The organism is Rhodococcus rhodochrous (assembly GCF_014854695.1).
Taxonomy (GTDB): Bacteria; Actinomycetota; Actinomycetes; order Mycobacteriales; family Mycobacteriaceae; genus Rhodococcus.
The window spans coordinates 3,474,043-3,496,657 of record NZ_CP027557.1 but is presented as its reverse complement, the minus strand read 5'-3'; the positions used below and the strand labels follow the sequence as shown (position 1 = coordinate 3,496,657).

Sequence of the window (22,615 nt, the reverse complement as noted above, 5' to 3'; positions counted from 1 at the left end):
CATGACGGGCGATTCGACACGTTGTGTGAAGGCGGTTGCACACGAGGGTGTTCCGGGCTCTCCTCTGCAGGCGGGGCCGGTCTTCGCCGCACCGTATCTACTCGGGGAAGACGAACGCGACGACGTCGACACCTATGCGCGTGCTTCGAATCCCGGTTGGCGCGCACTCGAATCGGCGCTCGCGGACCTCGAGCACGCCTCGGCCGCCCGCGTCGTCGGCTCGGGAATGTCGGCGATCACGGTCGCCCTGCGATCGCTCGTGACCCCGGGCGGCACGGTCGTCGTCCCCTCCGACGGCTACTACCAGGTGCGCAAGTTCGCCACCGAATATCTCGCGCCGCACGGTATCGACGTCCACGAACTCTCCGTCGACGAATTCGGCGACGGCTCCCTGCAGCGGGTGCTCGACGGTGCGGGCCGGGGTGCGGTGGTCCTCGCCGAGACGCCGTCGAATCCCGGTCTCGACACGGTGGATCTGCGTGAGACCGCGCAATCGTGCCGTCGCACCGGGGCATTGCTGCTCGTCGACAACACCACCGCCACCCCGCTCGGACAGCTCCCGCTCGACCTCGGCGCCGACGTCGTGGTGGCCAGCGGAACGAAATCGCTCAGCGGACACAGCGATCTGTTGTTCGGATACATCGCCGTCGCCGATCCCGACCTGCTGTCCGCGATCGACCGGGAACGACTGCTGTCGGGAACCGTGCTGGGACCCTTCGAGACCTGGCTCGCGCACCGCAGCCTCGGCACCGCCGGACTGCGCTTCGAACGGCAGTGCGCCAACGCGCTCGCCGTCGCCGGGATGCTGCTCGAGCACCCCGCCGTCACGGACGTCCGTTATCCCGGACTCGCCGGCGACCCCGCCCACGCCGTAGCAGCCGGCCAGATGAGCCGCTTCGGCCCCCTCGTCACGTTCCGGCTGCCCGGCCGCGACGAGGTGCACCGCTTCGTCCGCGCGGCCACGCTCGTCGCACCCGCCACCAGTTTCGGCGGTATCCACACGACAGCGGATCGTCGCGCACGCTGGGGCGACGCGGTGCCGGAGGGATTCGTCCGGTTGTCGTGCGGAATCGAGGACACCGCGGATCTGCTCGCCGATCTCGACGCGGCGCTGAGGGAGACGACACTGCACTGAGGGGGACCGGGGCCGGCGGAGACATAGCAGGGGTCCGATCCCACTCGCGCAGGACTCGCCCGTCACGTGGAGATCGTCAACCGGTACCGTTCGACACGTGAGTACGCCCCGAACCCGGGTGGCCGTCGTCTTCGGTGGTCGCAGCAACGAACATTCCGTCTCCTGCATCTCGGCAGGGAGCATCCTGCGCAACCTGGATCCGGAGAAGTACGAGGTCGTGCCCATCGGCATCACTCCCGAGGGCGCATGGGTCCTCGGCGACGCGGACCCCGCCGGCCTCGCCGCGGCCGGTCGCGAACTGCCCGTCGTCGCCGGTGACGGCTCCGATCTCGTGCTCACCGCGGACCCCACCCGCAGCGGCGACATCGTCGCGCTCGACGAGGGCTCCTACGGCCGGGTGCTCGCATCGGTCGACGTGGTCTTCCCGGTCCTGCACGGCGCCTACGGCGAGGACGGCACCATCCAAGGTCTGCTCGAACTCGCGGACATCCCGTACGTCGGTCCCGGGGTTCTTGCCAGCGCCGCCGGGATGGACAAGGAGTTCACCAAGAAACTGCTCGCGGCCGAAGGCCTGCCCGTCGGCTTCCAGATCGTCCTGCGTCCCGGCACCGCGAACCTCACCGAGGAGCAGAAGAACCGCCTCGGCCTGCCCGTCTTCGTCAAGCCCGCCCGCGGCGGATCGTCGATCGGCATCAGCCGCGTGGCCGACTGGGCCGCCTTCGACGACGCCGTCGCGAAGGCCCGGCAGCACGATCCCAAGGTCATCGTCGAGTCCGCGATCATCGGCCGCGAGGTGGAGTGCGGCGTGCTCGAGTTCCCGGACGGCGACGTTCGCGCGAGTGTCGTCGCCGAGATCCGCATGCCCGACACCTCCGGCGACCACGAGGCGTTCTACGACTTCGATACGAAGTACCTCGACGACGTCTGCGAGTTCGACGTCCCGGCCAAGCTCGACGAGGAGATCTCCGACCGGATCCGCGAGCTCGCGGTCCGGGCGTTCCGGGCCCTCGACTGCCACGGTCTGTCCCGCGTCGACTTCTTCGTCACCGAGGACGGACCGGTGATCAACGAGATCAACACGATGCCCGGTTTCACGTCGATCTCGATGTACCCGCGGATGTGGGAGGCCACCGGCGTGGAGTACGCCGAGCTGCTGTCGATCCTGGTGGAGACGGCGCTCGCGCGGGGGACCGGCCTGCGCTGACGGCACACGGCCTGTCGGCTTCCATCAGGACCCGACTAGGCTGGATACATGACTGCCGTGACCCCCGACTCAGCTGCGACCGACGCCGGCACGGACACCCGTGAGGCCGTCCACGAGGCCGCGCGTCGCGCCCGCGTGGCCTCGCGTCGTCTCGCGTTGCTCACCACCACCGAGAAGGACGCGGCTCTGCACGCCGCGGCCGACGCTCTGCTCGCCGCCGCCGACACCGTCCTCGCCGCGAACGCGGAGGACATCGAGGCCGCCCGCGCCGGTGGCACCGAGGAGGCCATCCTCGACCGGCTGCGCCTGACCTCCGCCCGGATCGACGGGATCGCCGCCGGCCTGCGCCAGGTGGCCGGACTGCCCGACCCGATCGGCGGCGTGGTCCGCGGCTCGACGCTGCCGAACGGTCTCGAGCTGCGCCAGGTGCGCGTCCCGCTCGGCGTGGTCGGCATGGTCTACGAAGCACGGCCCAACGTCACGGTCGACGCCTTCGGTCTCGCCCTGAAGTCCGGCAACGCCGCGCTGCTGCGCGGTTCGTCGTCCGCGGCGCGCTCGAACGCCGCGCTCGTCGACGTGCTGCGCGCCTCGCTCGAGAGCCGGGGCATCCCCGCCGACGCCGTACAGCTGCTGCCGAGCGCCGACCGCTCGTCGGTCACACATCTGATCCAGGCCCGCGGCCTGGTCGACGTCGTGATCCCGCGCGGTGGCGCCGGTCTGATCGCCGCAGTGGTCCGCGACGCGACCGTCCCCACGATCGAGACGGGCACCGGCAACTGCCACGTCTACGTCCACTCCGCGGCCGATCTGGAGATGGCGGAGAAGATCGTGATCAACGCGAAGACCCGCCGGCCCAGCGTGTGCAACACCGCCGAGACGATCCTCGTCGACAAGGCGATCGCCGACACCGCCGTCCCGAAGCTCCTGCAGGCATTCCAGCAACACAGCGTGACGGTCCACGGCGACCTGCCCGGCCTCGTGCCCGCGACCGACCAGGACTGGTCCGACGAGTACCTCTCGCTCGACGTCGCCCTCGCGGTGGTCGACGACCTCGACGCCGCCGTCGACCACATCGACCGTTACGGCACCGGCCACACCGAAGCGATCGTCACCTCGGACCTCGCCGCTGCGCGGGAGTTCACGACGCGCGTGGACGCCGCAGCCGTTATGGTCAACGCTTCGACGGCGTTCACCGACGGCGAGCAGTTCGGATTCGGCGCGGAGATCGGCATCTCCACCCAGAAGCTGCACGCTCGCGGCCCGATGGGTCTGCCCGAACTGACGTCGACGAAGTGGGTGGTGTGGGGCGACGGCCACACCCGCCCCGCCTGATCGAGACCGGCCCGACGAAAGGAACCAGCGTGGATCGTGCGCTGCCCGCCACCCCGCCGATCTTCGCGGACGTCCAGGACGTCGTCGATCGCCTCGCCGGGACCGGATATCTCGCCGACAAGTCCACCGCGACCGCGGTGTTCCTCGCCGATCGCCTCGGCAAGCCGTTGCTGATCGAGGGACCCGCGGGCGTGGGCAAGACCGAACTCGCCCGCGCCGTCGCCGAGACCTCCGAGGCCGAACTCGTGCGCCTGCAATGCTACGAGGGCGTCGACGAATCCCGCGCGCTGTACGAGTGGAACCACGCCAAGCAGATCCTGCGCATCCAGTCGGCAGGGGCGACCGCCGCGGCGGGGGAGTCGTGGGACCGCACCAAGGAGGACGTCTTCTCCGAGGAGTTCCTGCTGTCGCGGCCGCTGCTCACCGCGATCCGCCGCGAGGATCCCACCGTGCTGCTCGTCGACGAGGTCGACAAGGCCGACGTCGAGATCGAAGGTCTGCTGCTCGAGGTGCTCAGCGACTTCGCGGTCACCGTGCCCGAACTCGGCACCATCCGGGCCACCCGCAAGCCGTTCGCGGTGCTCACCTCGAACGCCACCCGCGAGTTGTCCGAAGCGCTCAAGCGCCGGTGCCTGTTCCTGCACCTGGACTTCCCCGACGCCGATCTCGAACGGCGCATCCTCGCCAGCCGGGTCCCCGATCTGCCCGACGCGCTCGCCGAACAGCTCGTGCGCACCGTCCGGGTGCTGCGCGGCATGCAGCTCAAGAAGGTGCCCTCGGTGGCCGAGACGATCGACTGGGGTCGCACCCTGCTTGCGCTGGGTCTCGACACCCTCGACGACACCGCGCTGCGCAGCACGCTCGGCGTGATCCTCAAGCACCAGTCCGACCAGGTCCGCGCTGCCGCCGAGCTCCGGCTGAACTGACATGGCGGCCGCGCACCTTCCCGGATCCGGGGCGCCCCCGGCTCCCCACGGACTGCCCGGGCACCTGGTCGGATTCGTCGAGGCGCTGCGTCGCCGCGGCATCGCGGTCGGGCCGTCCGAGACGGTCGACGCCGGACGGGTCATGACGGTGCTCGATCTCCTCGACCGGGAGGCCCTCCGCGAAGGTCTCGCGTGCACCCTGCTCCGCCGGTCCACGCACCGCCCGACCTTCGATGCCCTGTTCGACCTGTGGTTCCCACCCGCGATCGGACGTCGCGAGGCCACCGGCCCGCAGGTGAGCATCCCGCGCACCCCCACGGGGGAGGTCGACTTCGAGGCCCTGCGCGACCTCATCGCCGAGTTGCTGTCCGACGAGTCGCCGGAGGCACTCGAGGCCTCCGAGATGCTCGTCTCCGCCATCGTCGAGGAACTCGGCCAGTACGCATCGTCGAACGGTCCGTCCTTCTCGGCCTACCAGGCGCTGCGCGACGTCTCCCCGGACACCCTGCTCACGAAGATCCTCGAGGGACTGCTCGGCAACGGCACCCGCGAGGAACGCGACGACGCTGCCTACGAGAGCGAGGTCGCGCGGCGCACCGCCGCCCAGCGCATCGCCGATTTCCGGGCGATGGTCGAACGGGAGACCCGCCGGCGCACCGCCGAGCAGCTCGGGCGCGAACGCGTCGAGAAGTACGGGGTGCCCAAGCTCGCCGAGGAGGTCGACTTCCTGCGCGCGTCCGACGCGGAACTCGTCGCCCTGCGCCGCAGCGTCATGCCGCTCGCGCGTCTGCTCGCGAGCCGTCTCGCCGCGCGCCGCCGGCGCGCTCGTGCCGGCGCCATCGACCTGCGGCGCACCCTGCGCAAGTCCATGTCCACCGGTGGTGTGCCCATCGATCTGGTCAACCGCAAGCCCCGTCCGGCGCGTCCCGAGCTCGTCGTGCTCTGCGACGTCTCCGGTTCCGTCGCCGGTTTCTCCCACTTCACGTTGCTGCTCGTGCACGCCCTGCGCGAACAGTTCTCCCGCGTGCGCGTGTTCGCGTTCATCGACACCGCCGACGAGGTCACGCACTATTTCAATGCGGGGTCCGATCTGGGCGAGTCCATGTCGCGGATGCTGAAGGAAGCGGAGCTGATCACCTACGACGGTCACTCCGACTACGGACACGCCCTCGGCAGCTTCGCCGAGAACCACGCCCACGCCCTCACCAGCCGCAGCTCGCTGCTGATCCTCGGGGACGGCCGCACGAACTACCGCAATCCGAACCTCGAAGTCCTCGAGCATCTCGTGTCCGTCGCACGGCACGCGCACTGGCTCAATCCCGAGCCGAAGGGACAATGGGGTTCGGGGGATTCGGCCGCCAGGGTCTACAGCGAGGTCGTCACGATGCACGAGTGCCGGTCGGCGCAGCAGCTCGCAACGGTGGTGGCGAGTCTGCTCCCCGTGTGAACCCGTAAGCTGGACAACCGTGCATCAGCCAACGGATCGGCCCTCGGCCCCCAGGCGCCGCCTGGGCGTCATGGGTGGAACGTTCGACCCGATCCATCACGGACACCTCGTGGCGGCCAGCGAGGTCGCCGCGAGCTTCGACCTGGACGAAGTGATCTTCGTGCCCACCGGGCAACCCTGGCAGAAGACCGGGCGCGACGTCAGCCCCGCCGAGGACCGTTACCTGATGACGGTGATCGCGACCGCATCCAACCCGCGGTTCTCCGTCAGCCGCGTCGACATCGATCGACGCAAACCCACCTACACCGTCGACACCCTGCGCGACCTCAGCGAGCAGTATCCCGACGCGGATCTGTACTTCATCACCGGCGCGGACGCCCTGGGATCGATCCTGTCCTGGCAGGACTGGCAGACCCTGTTCGACCTCGCCCGCTTCGTCGGGGTGTCCCGGCCCGGATACGACCTGCACGCCGAACATCTGGCACCGCATCTGGACGATCTCCCGGCCGAGGCGGTGAGCCTGGTGGAGATCCCGGCACTGGCGATCTCCTCCACGGACTGCCGCAGGAGGGCCCGCGAGAACCGTCCCGTCTGGTATCTGGTGCCCGACGGAGTGGTGCAGTACATCAGCAAACGCCGGCTCTACCGCACGAATACGCACCTCGACGGAGATCCCGTCCCGGTGTTCGACGGAAACACCCCCGGCACCATCGAGAGAAAGAGCACGCAGTGAGCGCAACGGCAGAAGCCACGGAGATGGCCCGAATCGCAGCCCTGGCCGCCGACGAGAAACTCGCCACCGACGTCGTGGTGCTCGACGTGTCCGAGCAGCTGGTGATCACCGACTGCTTCGTCATCGCGTCCGCACCCAACGAGCGTCAGGTCAACGCCATCGTCGACAACGTCGAGGAGAAGCTGCGCCTGGCCGGCCACAAGCCCGTCCGCCGCGAGGGCACCCGCGAAGGACGGTGGACCCTGCTCGACTACGTCGACGTCGTGGTGCACATCCAGCACGAGGACGAGCGCAACTTCTACGCCCTCGACCGCCTGTGGAAGGACTGCCCGACCATCGAGGTCGACGGTGTGGGTGGCCCCCGTTCGGCGATCGACGCCGCCGACTCGCCGGAGGACGTGTGAGCCGTCCGGAGGAGGGTGCGCAGAGCCCGCGGGTGCGGCAGCTGGTGCTGCTGCGCCACGGCCAGACCGAGTACAACGCCACACGGCGGATGCAGGGGCAGCTCGACACCGATCTGTCCGAACTCGGCCGCCGGCAGGCGCTCGCCGTCGCCGACGTGATCGCCCGGTTCGATCCGCTCGCCGTCGTCTCGTCCGATCTGCGCCGCGCCTACGACACCGCGACCGCGCTCGGTGACCGCATCGGTCTGCCGGTCGCGATCGACACGCGGCTGCGCGAGACGCATCTCGGCGAATGGCAGGGCCTGACCCACACCGAGGTCGACGCCGTGGCCCCGGGCGCGCGCAGCGCGTGGCGCGCCGACGCGACCTGGACACCCCCGGGAGGCGAGAACCGCGTCGACGTGGCGCGGCGCAGCATCGCCGTCATCGGCGAACTGCTCGACAAGTACGAGGACTGGAACGATCGGCCCATCGTGCTGGTCGCGCACGGGGGCCTGATCGCCGCGCTCACCGCGGCCCTGCTCGACCTGCCGGTCGACCGGTGGTCCGTCCTCGGCGGTCTCGGGAACACCGGCTGGGTGCAGCTCAGCGGATACGGAGAGGTGCCGTCCTGGCGCCTGGACGTGTGGAACGCGTCGGCCATGGTGGCGCCCGATGACGTCCTCTGAACCGACGCCGATCGAGACCGACGCCGCCCCGCGGCGCCCGGTCCTGCTGGTGATCGGCGACTCGCTGAGCTACTACGGCCCGAAGGGCGGCCTGCCCGCCGACCATCCGCAGATCTGGCCCAATCTGGTCGCGGCCGAACTCGGCTGGGACGTCGAACTCGTCGCCCGGATCGGGTGGACCACACGCGACGCGTGGTGGGCCATGACCCAGGACCCGCGGGTGTGGGCCGCGATCCCGCACGCCGGAGCCGTCGTCCTGGCCGTGGGCGGGATGGACACCCTGCCGTCCCCGCTGCCCACCGCACTGCGGGAAGGCCTGCGTTACATCCGCCCGCCGGCCCTGCGTCGCGCGGCGCGTACCGCCTACGGGTGGTTGCAGCCGCGACTGTCGCCGCTCGGTCGCCCGGTGGCGCTCCCGCCCCGGGTCAGTGTCGAGTACCTCGAAACGATCAGGGACGCACTGGCGTACATGCGACCCGACCTGCCCGTCATCGGCACCCTGCCGTCGGTGCACCGCAGCGAGCAGTACCGGTCGGTGCATGCCGGCCGGCTCCCCGCGGCACGCGCGATCACCCACTGGGCGGCCGAGAAGTCGGTTCCCCTCGTCGATCTCGCCGAAGCGGTGCGGGAGAACGTCTTCTCCGACGACGCCAACCCCGACGGGATCCACTGGGGTTGGGAAGGACACCGCCGCGTCGCCGCCGCTGTCGGTGACGCTGTCCGGATCGTGCATCGGGATGCGGAAGTCCCGGTGGAGGGCCTACGGTAGGCGTCGTGTCCGTCGTCGTCGTCACAGATTCGTCGAGTTGTATCGACCCCGAACTGGTCCGTCGGTACGACATCCGAGTGGTGCCACTGCACATCATCGTGGGCGGACGCGACCTTCGCGAGGGCGTCGACGAGTTGCCGGAGGACCTGTCGACCGTGACCACCTCCGGCCCCTCGCCCGCCGAACTGACCGACGCCTACACCGAGGCGCTCGAGGCCAGCGGGGGAGACGGCGTCGTCGCCGTGCACCTCTCGCGTGTGCTGTCCGGGACGTGGGACGCCGCCCGGCACGCCGCCGAATCGCTGGGCGACCGGATCCGGCTCGTCGATTCGCGGAACACCGCGATGGGTTCGGGTTTCGCCGTCCTCGAAGCGGTGCGCGCCGCCCGGGCCGGAGCCGATCTGGTGAGAGTGTACGAGCGGGCCGTGGAGGTCGCGGCGTCCGCCCGGACCCTGCTCGTCGTCGACCGGCTCGACCACCTGCGCCGCGGTGGCCGGATCGGCACGGCCACCGCGCTGTTGGGTACCGCGCTCGCGATGAAACCCGTGCTGCACATCTCCGACGGCAAGCTCGTCCTGCGGGAGAAGACCCGCACGATGACCAAGGCGATGGCCAAGCTCGTCGACGGAGCCGCAACCGATGTCGGCGACGAACCGCTCGTCGCGGTGCACCACCGCGGGGCACCCGAACGGGCGCGCAGCCTCGCCGATCAGCTCGCGCAGCGTCTTCCGGAAGGTACCGAGATCGTCGTGTCCGAACTCGACGCGGTTCTCGGCGCGCACGTCGGACCGGGCGCGGTCGGTGTGGTCGTCGCGTCCGCGGCGACCGGTGTCTCCGAGGACTGACCACCTACACCACCTCCCGGCCCGGACCATGCCGGTAGAGGCCCGATCCGGGCATTCATCCACAGGGGTGGAGGTCATCCACAACCCCGGGCGGATCGGCGCCGATACCGAATCCGGCGGTCGCGGACGCGGTTAGCGTCGCGGCATGGCGAGCAGTGACCACCGTGATCTCGCGCGCACCCGCCTCGGCGCGATCACACGTTCCTCGGCGATGCCTGCGGAACCGCCCTGGACCGACGACACGCCGACGAACGACCACCCCTGGGCGGACCCCGACGACGGCGACGAACCCGTCCGCAGCGGTCCCGGCCGGGAACGCTTCGTCGATCGGCTGGCCGCTGCGCGATGGGACACGGGACGACGAGGGACCGCTGCTCTCTCCGCGATCGGAGTGCTCGCCGCCGCAGTAGCCCTCGTCGTCGTGTGGCGCGACCGGCCGGTCCCCGAACCGGTACCGCCGCTGCCGAGGGTCGAAGTCGTGGACACCGCAGAGCCGTCCGCCACGAAGGAGACGGACACGGCACAGCCGGATTCCGCCGAGTTCGTCGTCAGCGTCGTGGGTGCGGTGACACGGCCCGGACTCGTGCGGTTGCCGGCGGGATCCCGTGTGGCCGACGCGCTCGACGCTGCCGGCGGTGCCCTCGACGGTGCCGACCTCATCGGCCTCAATCTGGCCCGGCGGGTCGCCGACGGTGACCAGATCGTCGTGGGAATCGCCCCGCCCCAACCTGTTCCGCAGGCCAGTGGAATCGTCGGGGCGCAGGCACCGGGCGATGCTCCACCGGAGGCAGGCGGGCTGGTCAACCTCAACACCGCCGACGAGACCGCGCTCGACGCGCTGCCGGGAGTCGGCCCTGTGACGGCCGCGGCGATCGTCTCGTGGCGTGACACCAACGGACCGTTCACGGACGTCGAACAACTCGGTGAGGTCGACGGGATCGGACCGGCGCGCCTGGCCAGGCTGCGTGAACTGGTGACGGTGTGACCGTCCGGAACGACGGGTCCGACACCGCAACGGTTGTCGATGCCCGGTTGGTGCCGTGCGCACTGGCCGCGTGGGCCGTGACGCTTCTCGGGTTGTACACGGGATGGCGGATCGTCACCGCCGTGGCGGTCGCGGCCGTCGTCGGATGCGCCGTGACGGTCCGTCTCGTCGGGGCCGGTCGTATCCCTCGCGGAGGTGCGCGGATCCTCCTCGCCGCACTGGCCGTCGTCGCGGGATTCGGGCCGGCCGCCGGGCTCCGGATGTGGGCCGCCGACCAGCACCCGATTGCCTCCGCAGCGGAGAGGGGAGCGTGGGCCGGCGTCGTTCTCGTCCCCACCGACGACCCACGACGCATCCGGGCCGCGGCCTTCGACGACACACCCCGGGTACGCATTCCGGCACGGCTCGAGCACGTGACGGTCGGTGGACGGTCCATGGACACCGGGGGATCGGTGGTGGTGTTCGCGCCGGCCGACTCGTGGAGAGATCTCCTGCCCGGCCAGTCGGTCACCGCACGTGTGCGGGTCGCGCCGAACACCGGGCCGGGCACCACGGTGGCGGTGCTCCGCGCGGAGCGGGCGCCGACGGCTGTCGGCCCGCCACCGGTGTGGCAGCGGTGGGCGGGCACGGTGCGCGACCGCCTCGCGCAGGTGAGTTCTGCGGTGCTTCCCGCCGACCGGGCCGGCTTGCTGCCCGGTCTCGTGGTGGGCGACACGACGGCGCTGACCGACGAGGTGCGCGAGGACTTCCGGGTTGCCGGATTGACGCACCTGACGGCCGTGTCCGGAGCCAACGTCAGCATCGTTCTCGGAGCGGTACTGCTCCTCGTGCGCGCGGTGGGACTCGGCCCGCGTTCCGGCGCCGTCCTCGCCGCAACGGCTCTCGTCGCCTTCGTCGTCGTGGTCCGTCCGTCGGCGAGTGTGGTGCGCGCGGCGGCGATGGGATCGATCGGGCTGCTGGCGTTCGTGACGGGCCGTGAGCGACAGGCACTTCCCGCCCTGTGCACCGCGGTGGGCGTGCTGCTCGTGCTCATGCCCGACCTCGCAGTCGATGTCGGGTTCGCGCTGTCGGTGTCCGCGACGGCGGCGCTCATCGTCGCCGCGCCGCCCGTCGTGACCCGACTCGTCGATCGCGGGTGGCCGCGTCCCGTCGCGGAGGTCACGGCGATGTCGCTGGTCGCGTTCGTGGCGACCGCACCTCTCGTCGCGGGGGTGAGCGGGACGGTGAGCGTCGTGTCGGTCGCGGCCAATGTCCTCGTGGCCCCGGTACTTGCGCCACTGACGGTCCTCGGCTCACTCGTCGCGGTGGCCGCCTCCGTCGTCCCGTGGCCGGGGGAGGTGCTCGCGCGCGGCACCGGGCCTTTCCTGTGGTGGCTGATCACGGTGGCCGATCGGGCGGCGTCGTTGCCGTCGGCCGAGTTCGAGGTGCCGGACGGACCGGTGGGAGCACTCGTCGCGGCCGTGCTGGTCGCTGTGGTGTGGTCGGTGGCTCGTCACCGGCGGGTGTGGATCACGGCTCTCGTGATCGCGGTGGCGGTCGCGGCGGTGTGGCTTCCGGTGCGGATGCTGCGACCGGGCTGGCCCGGAGCCGAATGGGTTCTCGTCGCATGCGATGTCGGCCAGGGCGATGCACTGGTCCTGGCGACGGGGGACGGACGCGCGGTCGTCGTCGACACCGGCCCCGAACCGGAACCCGTCGATCGGTGCCTGCGCCGGTTGCGGATTCGCCGCGTCGCACTGCTCGTCGTGTCGCACCTGCACGCCGACCACGTGGGCGGAGTCCGCGGTGTCCTCGAAGGGCGCTCGGTAGAGACGGTCGTAGTCGGGCCGGGCGCTGCCGGTGACGGTGCGGCGGACGTGCTCGGTCCGGCAACCGAGATCGGTGTCCCCGTGCGGGAAGTGGGCGCCGGCGCGGTTCTGCGTGCAGGCGATCTCGACATCCGGGTGGTGGGTCCGGCCGGACGCGGGACGGGCGGTTCCGAGAACGACGACTCGCTCGTGTTGACGGTCGATACCGTCGTCGGTCGGGTTCTGTTGCCGGGCGACGCGGAGGAGGCCGCGCTCGACGCACTCGTGCGGTCGGGCACCGATGTGCGTGCGGACGTGCTGAAGGTGCCGCATCACGGCTCGCGCACCACACCCGCACGGTTCCTCGCCGCCGTGCGGCCGAGCGTCGCCCTCGTCAGCGCCGGACGCGACAACCTGTTCGGGCATCCCCATCCCGAGATCGTCTCCACCCTGAGCGGGATGGGAGCGCGGGTGCTGCGCACCGACCTGCACGGCGACGTCGCAGTCGTCCGTGCCGGTTCCGGGGCGCTCGCGGTGGTGTCGGACGTGCGTGGCACGATCGAACCGTGAGCGACGCGTCCCTGCATCTGGTCCTCGGTGAGGAAGAACTGCTCGTCGACCGTGCCGTCGCGCAGATCGTGTCCGATGTCCGCACGCGCAGCGGAACTCCCGGCGACCTCCCCGTCTCCCGGCTCCGCGCCGGCGACGCGGGTGTGCCCGAACTCGCCGAGCTGCTGAGCCCGTCGCTGTTCGCGGAAGAACGCATCGTGATCCTCGAATCCACGGCCGACGCCGGGAAGGACGCCGCGGCGCTGATCCTCGACGTCGCAGCCGATCCGCCTCCGGGCGTGACACTGGTGATCCTCCACAGCGGCGGCGGTCGCACCAAGGCGATGGTGCCCGCGCTGCGCAAGTGTGGCGCCGAGGAACACATGTGCGCTGCTCCCGCGAAGGCGGGGGAGAAGGCCGCGTGGGTGCGCACGTTCGTCCACAAGGAGTTCCAGGCCGCGGACGTACGGGTCTCGGGCGACGTCGAACAACTCGTCATCGAAGCGGTGGGATCCGACCTGCGCGAACTCGCCGCTGCGTGCAGCCAGCTCGTGGCCGACACCGGCGGCAAGATCGACGCTGCGGCCGTGCGGCGCTACTACTCGGGCAAGGCCGAGGTGTCGGGATTCGACGTGGCCGAGAAGGCCGTGGCCGGCGACACGGCCGGTGCGCTCGAAGCGCTGCGGTGGGCGATGCACCGCGGTGTCGCCCACGTGCTGCTCGCCGATGCCCTCGCCGACGCCGTGCACACCATCGCCCGGGTCGGCTCCGCCGGTCGCGGCGACCCGTTCTCCCTCGCGTCGTCGCTCGGTATGCCGCCGTGGAAGGTGAAGAAGGCCCAGGCACAGGCGCGCACATGGGCGCCGGCGTCGATCGGGACCGCGCTCACGGTGGTCGCTGCGCTCAACGCCGACGTCAAGGGAGCGGCCGCCGATCCGGACTACGCTCTCGAGCACGCCGTGCGGGTCATCTCCGAACTGGCGGCCTGAGCCGTCCGCGCCGATCCCGCTTCAGGGGCGGCGTCATGTCTGCCGTTCAATGCCACGAAGGCCGTCCCCGGCGGGGGACGGCCTTCGTGAAGCAGAGCCTGCGTCTACTACCTCGGAGCGATGAACTCAGAGCTTGTTGGCAAGCTTCGCGAGAGCAGACTTCTTGTTGGCGGCCTGGTTGGGGTGGATGACACCCTTGCTGGCAGCCTTGTCGAGCTGACGGCTGGTGGCGACGAGGAGTTCGTTGACCTTGTCCTTGTCGCCGGCGGCCGCAGCCTCGCGGAACGAACGGATCGCCGTACGAAGCGACGACTTCACCGACTGATTCCGGAGTCGGTTGCGCTCGTTGGTGCGAATCCGCTTCACCTGGGACTTGATGTTGGCCACGCGTAAAATCCTGTCGTCTTGCTGGTAGCTGGTAGGAAAGCTCTGGGTGCATCTGAGCACCGATGGACAAGGTTACCAAGAATGGATCGCAAAGCCCAAACCGGCCGTCGAATCACCCTTCTCACCGGCCTGATCGTTTCGGCCAGGACGACGCGCACCTGACTGTTGTTGTTGCGTGCCGCCGCGGGAGGGCATCTACATGGGCGGACACGCCACGGCGCACGATGTCGTTGTCGAGGTCACGGCGCTTGCGTAATCTCCCTCACAGCGCGAACGGCGAGTTCGCGGCTGCGGTGCATCGACTCGAAGTGTTCTACCACCAGGTTCCGCCTGCGTGCGGGACCGCGAACATCGAGGTGACCCATGGAACCCCCACGCGATCCCGAGTCCCGAATCGACGAAGATCTCGCACGCCAGACATCCCTGGAAATCAGAGACCCCGGTGAGTTCTCCGATCTGCGGAAATACGTAGCGGAGGCGATCGGAACCTTCCTCCTGGTGTTCTCCGCGGTGGGTACCGCGGTGTTCGCCGGAACCTATGTCGGCCAGCTCGGCGTCGCATTGGCGTTCGGCCTGACCCTGCTGTTCCTCGTGTACACCATCGGCCCGATCTCCGGGTGTCACGTGAACCCGGCGGTGACGCTCGGGCAGCTCATCGTCGGTCATGTGACCCCGGTGCGCGCCGTGGGTTACTGGATCGCGCAGGTCGTCGGCGGTCTGATCGCCGGTCTGACGCTCTACGCGGTGGCGTCGTCGCTTCCGAGCTACGACCGTGCCGCCGACGGGCTCGGGGCGAACGGCTGGGGCGCGCACAGCCCCTCGGCGGTGCACGGCCCGCTCGGCGGTGTGCTCGAGAACGGCTACGGTATCGGCGCGATGATCGTCGTCGAGGTCCTGCTCACGGCCGTGCTGGTGTTCGTGGTGCTGGGCGCGACCGATCAGGTCGCCGACGCACCGATCGCCGGTATCGCCATCGGCTTCACCCTCGCCGTGATCCACCTGATCTCGATCCCGATCGACAACACGTCGGTCAATCCCGCCCGCAGCCTCGCCGTCGCCTTCTACCAGGACGGTGCGCTGGGGCAGCTGTGGGCGTTCATCGTGTTCCCGCTCATCGGCGGCGCGCTCGGAGCCCTCGTCTACACCTTCCTCTTCGGACGGCGGTACGGGCTCCGGGCCTCCTGAGATCCTGCGTTCGGGGCGCGGCCCGGTTCAGCTCCAGCCGAAATCGGTGCGGAGCCGGGCCGCGACCTGATCGAAGCGTGCGCGGGGAAGGACCGCGCCCTCGCGGCGGATGCCGTCCTCGGGGACGTCGAGCACGCGATCGAGGCGCACCCAGCTCGGGCGGTTCTCCGCGTCCCACGGTCCGGAGCCGATTCCGAGCCAGTCGCGGTGACCGTCGCGGTCGGAGTTCGACGACAGCATCAGTCCGAGCAGCGTCGAGTCGTCGCGGCCCACGACGAGCACCGGGCGGTCCTTGCCCTGCGTCGGATCTTCTTCGTAGGCCACCCAGGTCCACACGATCTCGCCCGGATCGGCGCGACCGTCGAGGTCGGGGGAGTACTCGAGGCGGCGGGCACGCTGCGCCGTCGGCGTGGTGCGCGACGCCACCGGGCGACCGGGGGCCGGACGCTTCGTACCGGACGGGGTCTTCGCAGCACCCGGCTTCGGCGCCGCCGTCCGGTCCGCGCCGGGCTTCGGTGCCGCGGTGGTACCGCTCCCCGAGGTTCCGCTCGCTGCGCCGGCCTGGCCGGCCGCGTTCAGCGCGGCGCGCGCCTTGTCGAGCGCCCCGGACTGCTGCAACTGCTGGTAGATCTTCGGACCCTGCTCGACGGCGAGACGACCCAGCTGCCTGCCCAACTTCTTCCATGTACCGGCCACGGGAACCGAGCTTAACCGGACCTGACCCGGGCGAAGTCCCGGCCGCCACCCGACTTGGATATTCTGCAGGGTGACCGCGGTCTGCAGGCCGCTGCCAGTCCGAGTCAGGAGCACGACATCAGCACCTTCGCCGACACCACGTTCACGGACCCCGCAAAGATCCGGAACTTCTGCATCATCGCGCACATCGACCACGGAAAGTCGACGCTCGCGGACCGGATGCTGCAGCTCACCGGGGTGGTCGAGGAGCGGCAGATGCGCGCCCAGTACCTCGACCGCATGGACATCGAACGCGAGCGCGGCATCACGATCAAGGCGCAGAACGTACGTCTGCCGTGGAAGCTCGACGGCGAAGACTATGTGATGCACCTGATCGACACCCCGGGCCACGTCGACTTCACCTACGAGGTCTCCCGCGCGCTCGAGGCGTGCGAGGGCGCGGTCCTGCTCGTCGACGCCGCGCAGGGCATCGAGGCACAGACCCTCGCCAACCTCTACCTCGCGCTCGACAAGGACCTGACGATCATCCCGGTCCTCAACAAGATCGACCTGCCCGCGGCCGACCCCGACCGCTACGCCGGTGAGATCGCGAACATCATCGGCTGCGAGCCGTCCGACGTGCTCCGGGTCTCCGGCAAGACCGGCGAGGGCGTCCCCGAACTCATCGACGCCGTGATCCGCCAGGTGCCGCCGCCGGTCGGTGACGCCGACGCGCCCGCCCGCGCCATGATCTTCGACTCCGTCTACGACACCTACCGCGGCGTCGTGACGTACGTGCGTGTGGTCGACGGCAAGATCGTGCCCCGCGAGAAGATCAAGATGATGTCGACGGGCACGACCCACGAACTGCTCGAGGTCGGCATCGTCTCGCCCGAACCCAAGGCCACCGCCGGTCTCGGCGTCGGCGAGGTGGGCTATCTCATCACCGGCGTGAAGGATGTGCGCCAGTCGAAGGTCGGCGACACCGTCACCACCGCCCGCAACGGTGCGGAGGAGCCGCTCACCGGCTACCGCGAACCGCGCCCGATGGTGTACTCCGGCCTGTATCCGGTCGACGGTTCCGACTACCCGGTGCTGCGCGACGCGCTCGACAAGCTCCAGCTCAACGACGCTGCGCTCACCTACGAGCCCGAGACGTCCGTCGCCCTCGGATTCGGCTTCCGTTGCGGCTTCCTCGGTCTGCTGCACATGGAGATCACCCGCGAGCGCCTCGAGCGCGAGTTCGGCCTCGACCTGATCTCCACCGCTCCCAACGTCGTCTACCGCGTCGTGCTCGAAGGCGGCCAGGAAGTCGTCGTGACGAACCCGTCCGACTGGCCCGAGGGCAAGGCGCGCGAGATCTACGAACCGATCGTCAAGTGCACCATCATCGCGCCGAGCGAGTTCATCGGTTCGATCATGGAACTGTGCCAGTCGCGGCGCGGTGAGCTCGGCGGCATGGACTACCTGTCCGAGACCCGCGTCGAGCTGCGGTACACGCTGCCGATGGCCGAGATCATCTTCGACTTCTTCGACTCGCTGAAGTCGCGCACCCGTGGCTACGCCTCGATGGACTACGAGGAGGCCGGCGAGCAGGAGGCCGCGCTGGTCAAGGTCGACATCCTGTTGCAGGGCGAGGCCGTCGACGCGTTCAGCGCGATCGTCCACAAGGACGCCGCTGCCGCCTACGGCAACAAGATGACGACCAAGCTCAAGGAACTCATCCCGCGGCAGCAGTTCGAGGTGCCCGTCCAGGCCGCGATCGGCTCGAAGATCATCGCCCGCGAGAACATCCGGGCGATCCGCAAGGACGTTCTCGCCAAGTGCTACGGCGGCGACATCAGCCGTAAGCGCAAGCTGCTCGAGAAGCAGAAGGAAGGCAAGAAGCGGATGAAGACGATCGGCCGCGTCGACGTGCCGCAGGAAGCGTTCGTCGCCGCGCTGTCGTCCGAGGCCTCGTCCGACAAGCCGAAGAAGTAGTCGTCCCTGCTGCGACGCCCACCGGAAGGATTCGCGTGCTCGACACCTGGCTCACCCGTGAACTCGGAATCTCCGTTCCTCTGCTGGGTGCGCCCATGGGTGGCCGGGCCGGTGGGCGGCTCGCGGGCGAGGTGACGCGGGCCGGCGGCCTCGGCCTCATCGGCGCCGCCCGCTACAACACCGCCGAGTGGATCGAGGGCGAGGTGCGCACCGCCCGCGAGATCGGTGGTGGGCCTGTGGGATTCGGTCTGATGACCTGGGCGCTCGCCGACGACGACAGCCTCCTCACCGCAGTGCTCGAGCACCGGCCGCAGGTGGTCACGCTCTCGTTCGGCGATCCCGCGCCCTACGTCGAGCGCGTCCACGAGGCCGGGGCCGTCGTCCTCTCGCAGATCAACACGATCGACGATCTGCGGGTGGTCGAGGCCGCGGGTGTCGATGCGGTGATCGCGCAGGGCCACGAGGCCGGTGGGCACACGGGCCGGATCGGTACCCTCCCGTTGTTGCAGGAGGTGCTCGAGTCGACGTCGCTGCCCGTGCTCGCCGCAGGCGGCATCGCCACGGGTCGCGGTCTGGCAGCAGTGCTCGCAGCCGGTGGGCAGGGCGCTCTGGTCGGGACGGCGCTGCTCGCCAGCCCGGAGACCGTCGGCCCCGACTACGCCCGTGGGCGACTCGTGGAGGCCGGCAGCGCCGACACCGTCTACACCGATGTTTTCGACAAGGCCCGGCACCAGCCGTGGCCGGCGCGCTGGGGCGGACGTGCCCTGCGCAACGCCTTCACCGACGAGTGGCACGGCCGGGGCGCCGACGAGGACGCCCTCGCCGCGGCGTACACGGGCGACGATCCCGACATCGGTGTGGTCTACGCGGGGGAGGCTGCCGGTCTGGTGCGGTCCGAGCGACCCGCGGGCGAGGTCATCCGGGGTATCGCCGAGCAGGCGGAGACCCTGCTGTCCCGCTTCCGCTGAGGACGGCATCGGCACACGGACGTCCCCACTCGAGTTAAGGTGAGCCTTACCTGAAACGGAGGTCGCCCATGCATCGAGTCGTTCTCTCCGCGGTAGCGCTCGTACTGTTCGCCGTCCCGAGTCTCGTCGCGTGTTCGTCGGACACCGAGGAAACCGCGACCGCCGGCGGCGAGACCGTCACTGTCGAGCACTCCTACGGCACGACGACGATCGAGGGCACACCCGAGCGGATCGTCGCGACCTCCAGCCAATGGCTCGACGCCCTCGTCGAACTCGGAGTGCAGCCGGTCGCGTACTACAGCGCCGGCTCGTACGGCGACGATCGCGGCCTCTACCCCTGGCAGACCGACGTCTCCCCGGATGCGGTGGCGCTGAGTCCGACGGCGGAGACGTCGGTGCCCGTCGAGGAGGTCGCCGCTCTCGAACCCGATCTGATTCTCGGCGCGTGGCAGATCGTCTCGCAGAACGACTACGACACGATCTCCGCGGTCGCGCCGACGATCGGACCTCTCGGCGATACCGGCGTGGACCGCTGGGACGAACAGGTGCGCGTGCTCGGTGAGGTTCTCGGCCGCACCGAGGACGCCGAGCGGATCATCGCCGACCGCAACGCCGAGATCGAGGAGGCCGCTCTGCCGGGACTGGAGGGCCGGACCGCCGCGTTGTCGCAGTACGTCACCAACGAGCAACAGGTCGTCGTGGTCGCCGATCCGGACGACGGTGCCGCTGCGCTGTTCACGCAGCTGGGCATGACGCTGCCGCCGACGCTGGTCGCGGAGGGCGGAGCGTCCCAGGGGCGGGTTGTGCTCGGCCCCGAACGCGTCGACGCTCTGGTGGCCGATCTGCTGATCATCCTGCCGCGCGGCGGAACCGAGCAGGACCTGATGGCCCTGCCCGGATTCGACCGGCTGCCCGCCGTCACCGGAGGCGGTCTCGCTGTCGTCGACTTCCCGACGGTCGTCGCGTTCAACACGCCCTCGTCGCTGTCGATCGACTATGCGCTCGACGTGATCCGGCCGCAGCTCGAGGCGGTCGCGAACGCCTGAGACCGGCTCACGGCCCGAGATGCGCGGGCCGGAAGTTGCCCGCCCCGATCTCCCGCTCGGCGCGGATGACGTGGACGACGGCATTGATGAGCGCCAAGTGGGTGAACGCCTGCGGGTAGTTCCCCAGATGGCGTCCGGTCTCGGTGTCGATCTCCTCGGCATAGAGCTTCAAGGGGCTCGCGTAGTCGAGCAGGCGCTGGCACAGTGCGGCCGCCCGCTCGACCTCACCGATCTCGACGAGCGCCGAGACCAGCCAGAACGAGCAGATGGTGAACGAGCCCTCCTTGCCTGCGAGTCCGTCGTCGGTGGTCTCCACCCGGTAGCGCAGCACCAGCCCGTCCTCGGTGAGTTCGTCGGCGATCGCCAGCACCGTGGCCCGCACCCGGGGGTCGTCCGCGGGCAGGAAGCGCAACAAGGGGATCAGCAGCGCCGAGGCGTCGAGCGAGGGGTGGCCGTACCGCTGGGTGAAGACACCGCGTTCGTCGACGCCGTGTTCGAGGACGTCGGCCTTGATCTCCTCGGCGATCGCCGCCCACTTGCGGGCGTAGTCGGGGCGGCCCTGCAGCTCGGCGAGTTTCGCTCCGCGATCGAGGGCAACCCAGCACATGACCTTCGACGATACGAAGTGCTGGGGCTCGCCGCGCACTTCCCAGATGCCGCGATCGGGCTTGCGCCAGTTGGCCGCCGCCTCCTCGACCTGCCGCCGCAGGGTGTGCAGCAACGTCTGGGGGAAGTGTCCGCGGGACTTTACGTGCAGGTACACCGAGTCGAGGAGCGTGCCCCAGATGTCGTGCTGCTGTTGGTGATAGGCGTCGTTGCCGATGCGGACCGGGGTGGCGCCGTCGTAGCCGCTCAGATGCCCGAGGGTCGACTCCGGCAGTTCGCGCTCGCCGCCCACCCCGTACATCACCTGGAGCGGATAGCGGACGCCGTCCGCGTCGCGCGAGACGTCGAGGATGAACGAGAAGAAGTCGTCCGCCTCCCGGTCGAATCCGAGGGTGTACAGACCCCACAGTGCGAAGGTCGAATCGCGTACCCAGGCATAGCGGTAATCCCAGTTTCGCTCTCCGCCAGGTGTTTCCGGAAGAGATGTCGTCGACGCGGCGAGCAGCGCTCCGGTCGGGCTGTAGGTCAGTCCCTTGAGCGTGAGCGCGCTGCGCTGCAGGTAGGTGCGCCAGGGGTGGTCGGGGAAGCGGCCCGTCGTGATCCATTCGCGCCAGTAGTCCTGGGTGGAGACCATCTTGGCGACGGCCTCGTCGAAGGTGTGCGGCATCGGACAGTCCGCCCACGACAAGGCGACGAAGGCCGTGTCGCCCTTGTGGAGTCGGCGTCGCGCGCGGACCTCGCGGTCCTCGATACCGAGGCGCAGATCCGTCGTCATGCGCAGCGTCGGATGCTCGTCCGGTGCGTTCCGGCACACCGCGGTGGCCTCCTCGTAGACCTTGCCGGTGTACCGCCATTCGGTGCGGCCCCGGTGGTAGTCGAAGGCGGGTTCGCAACTGACGTACAGATCCACCGTCCCGTTCACACAGCGCACCGTCCGCAACAGCATGTGCTCGGCCTCCCAGTCGGACGGCGTCCGGCGGTGCGTGGTCGAGCGCTCCTCGACGTCGTACCAGGGCGCCATGACCAGCGCGTCGCGCACGATCATCCAGCCCGTGTCGGTCTGCCAGGTCGTCTCGAGGACCAACCCGCCCGGCAGGTATCGGCGTGCCGCGGGAACGGTGCGGTCGTGCGGCGACAACCGGAAATGACCTGCGCTGCGATCCAGCAACGAACCGAACACGCTGGGGGAGTCGGGTCGCGGCACGCACATCCACTCCACGGTGCCGTCACGCGCGATCAGGCAGGTGCTCTCGCAGTCCGAGAGGAATGCGTAGTCGTCGATGGGCGGGAACACGCTCCGTCGGAAGGGTGACCCCGACAGCGGTGAGGAGTGGTGGTGATCCATTCCTCCATGATCACTGCGGGCCGGGCGGATCGCAGTGCGGTTGCCGAACCTACTAGGGTGTAGGCAATGGATCGGGTGGCTTCGTGGTGGGACGGCTTCGAGCTGTGGCTCGCGGGCCTGTCCTTCGTCCCCCAGGTGGCCCTCGTGCTGGCGGTGCTGGTGCCGGCCTGCTTCGGGGTCGCATGGCTGCTCGATCGGGCGATGGCCGGTGTCTTCGCACTGCTCGGCCGCGGAGAGACGGACTCGCCCGCCACGACGACGGAGGATTGCTGACATGCCGCGTTCGCGCGTGACCCTGGCGCTGATCGCGCTGCTGATCATCGTCGTCGTCGCATGGCTCGTCTCCATGTGAGCACGCCGCTCGCGCATCCGGTTCGGTGCTCGACGCCCGGTGTCCGAATCGTCGATTTCGGTCGACCCTCGACCTCTGCTAATCTCTGCCGCGTGTCCGCGACCACTCTGCCCCGCATCCGCCACGAGTTGGCGTTGATCGCTGTGGGCATGCCTTCGGTCGCCGACATCGACTGTTGTCGCTGAACCCTTCTTCTCTCCGCGGTCCCCATCTTCCGGGCCCTCTCGTCCGTCGGTGCCGCATCCTCGCGAATCCCGGCCGGTCCGATTCCGGCAACCCCTCGTCCGGTGCCGGTCGC

Annotated in this window: 22 protein-coding genes; 19 read left to right on the top strand and 3 right to left on the bottom strand. The window is 69.7% G+C overall.

From position 1 onward, the window contains the following. Window position 1 precedes the first annotated feature (1 nt). The 13 genes from C6Y44_RS16285 (at window position 2) to holA (ending at window position 13,773) form a co-directional block, all read left to right on the top strand. The gene (locus tag C6Y44_RS16285; RefSeq protein WP_159417966.1) at window positions 2–1,135 is read left to right on the top strand and encodes a cystathionine gamma-lyase; all 1,134 of its coding nucleotides are present in this window, start codon (window positions 2–4) and stop codon (window positions 1,133–1,135) included. Between the two features lie 97 nt (window positions 1,136–1,232). Continuing rightward, window positions 1,233–2,339: a D-alanine--D-alanine ligase family protein gene (locus tag C6Y44_RS16280; protein ID WP_174247015.1), complete on the top strand. Its 1,107-nt coding sequence runs from the start codon at window positions 1,233–1,235 to the stop codon at window positions 2,337–2,339. A gap of 48 nt (window positions 2,340–2,387) precedes the next feature. Continuing rightward, window positions 2,388–3,671, top strand: coding sequence for a glutamate-5-semialdehyde dehydrogenase (locus C6Y44_RS16275; RefSeq protein WP_159417967.1), 1,284 nt, complete (start codon window positions 2,388–2,390; stop codon window positions 3,669–3,671). A 29-nt stretch (window positions 3,672–3,700) separates the two neighbouring features. Then, window positions 3,701–4,597 carry an AAA family ATPase gene (locus C6Y44_RS16270; protein ID WP_120279733.1) on the top strand — a complete coding sequence of 299 codons (897 nt, stop codon included), beginning with the start codon at window positions 3,701–3,703 and terminating at the stop codon, window positions 4,595–4,597. A gap of 1 nt (window position 4,598) precedes the next feature. Continuing rightward, window positions 4,599–6,044, top strand: a complete 1,446-nt coding sequence (locus C6Y44_RS16265; RefSeq protein WP_159417968.1) for a vWA domain-containing protein — start codon at window positions 4,599–4,601, stop codon at window positions 6,042–6,044. Window positions 6,045–6,063: 19 nt separating this feature from the next. Continuing rightward, entirely contained in the window at window positions 6,064–6,777 is a 714-nt protein-coding gene (nadD, locus tag C6Y44_RS16260) for a nicotinate-nucleotide adenylyltransferase (protein WP_225623578.1), read from the top strand. Continuing rightward, window positions 6,774–7,181 carry a ribosome silencing factor gene (gene rsfS / locus C6Y44_RS16255; RefSeq protein ID WP_016694085.1) on the top strand — a complete coding sequence of 136 codons (408 nt, stop codon included), beginning with the start codon at window positions 6,774–6,776 and terminating at the stop codon, window positions 7,179–7,181. The genes nadD and rsfS overlap by 4 nt, the downstream gene beginning before the upstream one ends. Continuing rightward, window positions 7,178–7,849: a histidine phosphatase family protein gene (locus C6Y44_RS16250; protein ID WP_159417969.1), complete on the top strand. Its 672-nt coding sequence runs from the start codon at window positions 7,178–7,180 to the stop codon at window positions 7,847–7,849. The genes rsfS and C6Y44_RS16250 overlap by 4 nt, the downstream gene beginning before the upstream one ends. After that, a complete protein-coding gene (octT, locus tag C6Y44_RS16245) occupies window positions 7,836–8,618 on the top strand; it encodes a diglucosylglycerate octanoyltransferase (protein ID WP_159417970.1) in 783 nt (260 codons plus the stop codon). The genes C6Y44_RS16250 and octT overlap by 14 nt, the downstream gene beginning before the upstream one ends. Window positions 8,619–8,623: 5 nt before the next feature. Further along, window positions 8,624–9,463, top strand: coding sequence for a DegV family protein (locus C6Y44_RS16240; protein WP_159417971.1), 840 nt, complete (start codon window positions 8,624–8,626; stop codon window positions 9,461–9,463). 145 nt (window positions 9,464–9,608) lie between these two features. Further along, on the top strand, window positions 9,609–10,448 hold the full coding sequence (locus C6Y44_RS16235) for a ComEA family DNA-binding protein (protein WP_159417972.1): 840 nt from the start codon (window positions 9,609–9,611) through the stop codon (window positions 10,446–10,448). After that, a complete protein-coding gene (locus tag C6Y44_RS16230; RefSeq protein WP_159417973.1) occupies window positions 10,445–12,805 on the top strand; it encodes a DNA internalization-related competence protein ComEC/Rec2 in 2,361 nt (786 codons plus the stop codon). The genes C6Y44_RS16235 and C6Y44_RS16230 overlap by 4 nt, the downstream gene beginning before the upstream one ends. Then, window positions 12,802–13,773: a DNA polymerase III subunit delta gene (gene holA, locus C6Y44_RS16225; RefSeq protein WP_059380810.1), complete on the top strand. Its 972-nt coding sequence runs from the start codon at window positions 12,802–12,804 to the stop codon at window positions 13,771–13,773. The genes C6Y44_RS16230 and holA overlap by 4 nt, the downstream gene beginning before the upstream one ends. Before the next feature lie 126 nt (window positions 13,774–13,899). On the opposite strand, the gene rpsT is transcribed toward holA, so the two are convergent. Continuing rightward, window positions 13,900–14,160 (bottom strand): 30S ribosomal protein S20, encoded by a 261-nt coding sequence (rpsT, locus tag C6Y44_RS16220; protein WP_006554505.1) that lies wholly within the window; start codon window positions 14,158–14,160, stop codon window positions 13,900–13,902. 363 nt (window positions 14,161–14,523) lie between these two features. Between rpsT and C6Y44_RS16215 the strand changes: the two genes are divergently transcribed. Continuing rightward, entirely contained in the window at window positions 14,524–15,345 is an 822-nt protein-coding gene (locus C6Y44_RS16215; RefSeq protein ID WP_059380811.1) for an aquaporin, read from the top strand. Window positions 15,346–15,372: 27 nt separating this feature from the next. Here C6Y44_RS16215 and C6Y44_RS16210 read toward each other — a convergent pair whose 3' ends face one another. Continuing rightward, window positions 15,373–16,041, bottom strand: a complete 669-nt coding sequence (locus C6Y44_RS16210) for a type II toxin-antitoxin system PemK/MazF family toxin (RefSeq protein WP_159417974.1) — start codon at window positions 16,039–16,041, stop codon at window positions 15,373–15,375. A gap of 63 nt (window positions 16,042–16,104) precedes the next feature. Between C6Y44_RS16210 and lepA the strand changes: the two genes are divergently transcribed. The 3 genes from lepA (at window position 16,105) to C6Y44_RS16195 (ending at window position 20,014) form a co-directional block, all read left to right on the top strand. Continuing rightward, entirely contained in the window at window positions 16,105–18,000 is a 1,896-nt protein-coding gene (gene lepA / locus C6Y44_RS16205) for a translation elongation factor 4 (RefSeq protein ID WP_237451241.1), read from the top strand. A 35-nt stretch (window positions 18,001–18,035) separates the two neighbouring features. Beyond that, window positions 18,036–18,968 (top strand): NAD(P)H-dependent flavin oxidoreductase, encoded by a 933-nt coding sequence (locus tag C6Y44_RS16200; protein WP_120279721.1) that lies wholly within the window; start codon window positions 18,036–18,038, stop codon window positions 18,966–18,968. A gap of 68 nt (window positions 18,969–19,036) precedes the next feature. Further along, window positions 19,037–20,014: an ABC transporter substrate-binding protein gene (locus C6Y44_RS16195; protein WP_159417975.1), complete on the top strand. Its 978-nt coding sequence runs from the start codon at window positions 19,037–19,039 to the stop codon at window positions 20,012–20,014. Window positions 20,015–20,021: 7 nt separating this feature from the next. Here the strand turns inward: C6Y44_RS16195 and C6Y44_RS16190 are convergent, their stop codons facing one another. Beyond that, complete coding sequence (locus tag C6Y44_RS16190; RefSeq protein WP_159417976.1) at window positions 20,022–21,965, bottom strand: glycoside hydrolase family 15 protein; 1,944 nt, start codon at window positions 21,963–21,965, stop codon at window positions 20,022–20,024. Between the two features lie 66 nt (window positions 21,966–22,031). Between C6Y44_RS16190 and C6Y44_RS16185 the strand changes: the two genes are divergently transcribed. Beyond that, window positions 22,032–22,238, top strand: coding sequence for a hypothetical protein (locus C6Y44_RS16185; RefSeq protein ID WP_120279718.1), 207 nt, complete (start codon window positions 22,032–22,034; stop codon window positions 22,236–22,238). 171 nt (window positions 22,239–22,409) lie between these two features. Beyond that, window positions 22,410–22,502 carry an Ms4533A family Cys-rich leader peptide gene (locus C6Y44_RS28420; RefSeq protein ID WP_315899260.1) on the top strand — a complete coding sequence of 31 codons (93 nt, stop codon included), beginning with the start codon at window positions 22,410–22,412 and terminating at the stop codon, window positions 22,500–22,502. The last annotated feature ends 113 nt before the right edge of the window (window positions 22,503–22,615 follow it).